The organism is Leptolyngbya sp. FACHB-36 (assembly GCF_014695955.1).
GTDB lineage: Bacteria > Cyanobacteriota > Cyanobacteriia > Leptolyngbyales > Leptolyngbyaceae > FACHB-36.
In genome coordinates this window covers 1-2,588 of record NZ_JACJPG010000627.1, presented here as the reverse complement: position 1 = coordinate 2,588, position 2,588 = coordinate 1, and the positions used below count along the sequence as shown (strand labels likewise).

The following is a 2,588-nucleotide window of genomic DNA, read 5'->3' as shown; positions in this document are numbered from 1 at the left end:
CACACGATCTTGATTGGGTCCAGCTACCTCGGCAGCTTGGAGTGGACTGTGCGTCAAAAGCTCTGCTCGCTGCTGTTAGGCATCGGCGTTCTGACGGTGCTACTGATCCGGTCTCGCAGCGTCTGGTCTGTTCTGCGGCTGGAGAAAATCTACACGCCTCCCAAATGAATTGCTCTACCTTGATCGCCGCATGAATATCCGCACGGCTTTACTCGCACTCCTTCTCGCCTCACCGATTCCTGCGCTGGCGCACAACGTCGAAGTTGCCGGAGATGTCGCCGTGACAATGCATCTGGAACCGAACCATAATCCGAAGTCAGGGGAGCCATCACTGGCTTGGTTTGCGCTGACGCGGCAGGGCGGACGACTGATTTCGCTGGAGCAGTGCAACTGCAAACTGATGGTCCGCGCGGTTCCACGCACAGCCGCTGCTCCGGTGGTTGCGCCTGCGCTGAAGCCGATCGACGCTGAACAGTACCGGGGCATTCCGGGTGCAACGATCGTGTTTCCCCAGTCGGGGCAATACACGCTGGCGCTGAGCGGCAGTCCCAAAGGTGGAGAAACCTTCAAGCCCTTTGACGTCAGCTACACCGTTACCGTCACGGCTGGAACTGCTGCAAGTCCTTCGCCCAAATCACAAGCTGTCAATTCCTCACAAGCGCCAGAGAGCAAGCCGACGGTTCCAGCCGCACCGATCGCAGCGCTGCTTGGATCTGGCGTTGCAGTCGCTATCACTATGGGGTTACTCCGCCGCCTAAAGAAGTAGTCCCAAAGAACCGCCACAGTCCTCTCTTGAGATTGATGCCATTCGGTGCGCTGCACAGGAGGATGTCACTATCCGCGCTGCCGAGACGATCACTAATAAATAATCCTAATCGTTAATTACTAACCGCTAACCCATGAAAGCTAACGATGTTTTTAAGCTAGTCAAGGATACGTTTACCGAGTGGAACGAAGATAAAGTACCGCTCTGGGCAGCCGCCTTGGCGTATTACACCGTATTTTCTCTAGCTCCACTGCTGCTGATTGCCATTGCGATCGCGGGCAGTATTTTTGGTGATGATGCCGCCCGTGGGCAAATCGTCGGTCAGATTCAGGGATTGGTCGGCAGGGAAGGAGCCGAGGTAATTCAGGGGATGATTCAAAACACCCAGAAACCTGGATCGGGCGGACTCGTGGCGACGATTATCGGGGTTGTGACGCTAATTTTTGGGGCGACGGGTGTGTTTGGGCAGCTTCAAGATGCGCTGAACACAATTTGGGAAGTTAAGCCAAAACCGGGATTGGGCGTTCGCAGCTTTGTCCAATCTCGGTTCTTGTCCTTTGCAATGGTGCTGGTGCTAGGATTTTTGCTGCTGGTATCGCTGGTGCTATCGGCGGTGCTGGCGGGAATTGGCAATTTCTTCGGCAATTTTGTTCCGGGCTACGTGCTTGTGGGGCAGGTGCTGAATTTTGTCCTCTCGTTCGGAGTGGTGACGCTGCTGTTTGCCTCGATTTACAAGTTTCTGCCGGATGTAGATATTCCGTGGAAAGATCTGTGGGTTGGCTCGGCGGTCACGGCGCTGCTGTTTAATTTTGGTAAGTTTCTCATCGGGCTGTACCTCGGCAGTAGCAGCGTGGGATCAACTTATGGCGCAGCCGGATCGCTGGTCGTAATTTTAATTTGGGTGTTTTACTCGGCTCAAATCATTTTGTTTGGGGCAGAGTTCACCCAAGTCTATGCCAAGTATCGCGGCTCTGATCTTCCTCCCAGCAAGCACGCCGTCCGAATTAACAAAGGCAACCCAGATCGCGACGAAATGCCTGCCCGTCTTGAGAACGATCGCCCAGTTGCAACCCGCCGCGCCCACAAGCCTGGCTACGGTCGCTACGCCGCTATCATGCTGGGATCGATCGCGACGCTGGCAAGCAGCCTACGCCGCCAACCTTCCCGCCGTCGCCGTCGATAAGCGGGTAATTGAATTCACGTTTCTGGGCGAATTGCGTGCAAGCTACCTAAGAGCCACCAGAGGTAACTGGCTCAAACGCGCCGATAATGTCTTGGGGGATCGCTTGCGGACGCATGGTGCTAGCGCTGACCCAAACCCAAGTCGCCTCTGCTGTGACTAGCAGAGCGTCTTCGCCCTGTCGCCGAATCTCGTAGCGGCGCACCGCACGAGGACCGCGCATTTTGCCAACCCAAGTGGTTACGCCTAGAGTGTCGCCTGTTACTGCCGGACATAGGTAGTCGATCTCCAATCGCCGCATCACAAAAACGCCGCCGAGTTCGCGGTAGCGATCGACCGTAAAGCCCAAGTGCTCGATCGCCGCCTGCTCTAAATAGTGCTGATAAACGGCGTTGTTGACGTGTCTTAGGGCATCCATCTCGTAGTGTCGGACGCGCAGTTGAGTCGTGAACATGGCATCCTCTAGCTCAGTTCTCGTGCCCAAGGCACCCGTGCCTCTGCTTTGGGCGGCTTGCCTGCTTTGGCGTACAGCTTGCCGACCTGCTTCAAATCCACGTTGCCGCCGCTGATGATCACGCCAATGCGTGCGCCAGGTGATGAAATGATTCCTTCCAAAATGGCTGCGGCTGCCAGTGCTCCGGT

The 2,588-nt window shown here is 55.9% G+C and carries 3 protein-coding genes and 1 pseudogene; 2 read left to right on the top strand and 2 right to left on the bottom strand.

The genetic code is table 11. From position 1 onward, the window contains the following. The first annotated feature begins 169 nt into the window (after positions 1 to 169). Entirely contained in the window at positions 170 to 766 is a 597-nt protein-coding gene (locus H6F43_RS19000; RefSeq protein WP_190344400.1) for a hypothetical protein, read from the top strand. Positions 767 to 899: 133 nt separating this feature from the next. After that, positions 900 to 1,949: a YihY/virulence factor BrkB family protein gene (locus H6F43_RS18995; RefSeq protein WP_190344398.1), complete on the top strand. Its 1,050-nt coding sequence runs from the start codon at positions 900 to 902 to the stop codon at positions 1,947 to 1,949. A gap of 46 nt (positions 1,950 to 1,995) precedes the next feature. Here the strand turns inward: H6F43_RS18995 and H6F43_RS18990 are convergent, their stop codons facing one another. Both H6F43_RS18990 and H6F43_RS18985 read right to left on the bottom strand, forming a co-directional pair. Continuing rightward, positions 1,996 to 2,400 (bottom strand): thioesterase family protein, encoded by a 405-nt coding sequence (locus H6F43_RS18990; RefSeq protein WP_347272441.1) that lies wholly within the window; start codon positions 2,398 to 2,400, stop codon positions 1,996 to 1,998. 8 nt (positions 2,401 to 2,408) lie between these two features. Then, positions 2,409 to 2,588 (bottom strand): annotated as a pseudogene (locus tag H6F43_RS18985) (pyridoxal-5'-phosphate-dependent protein); the annotation flags it as partial.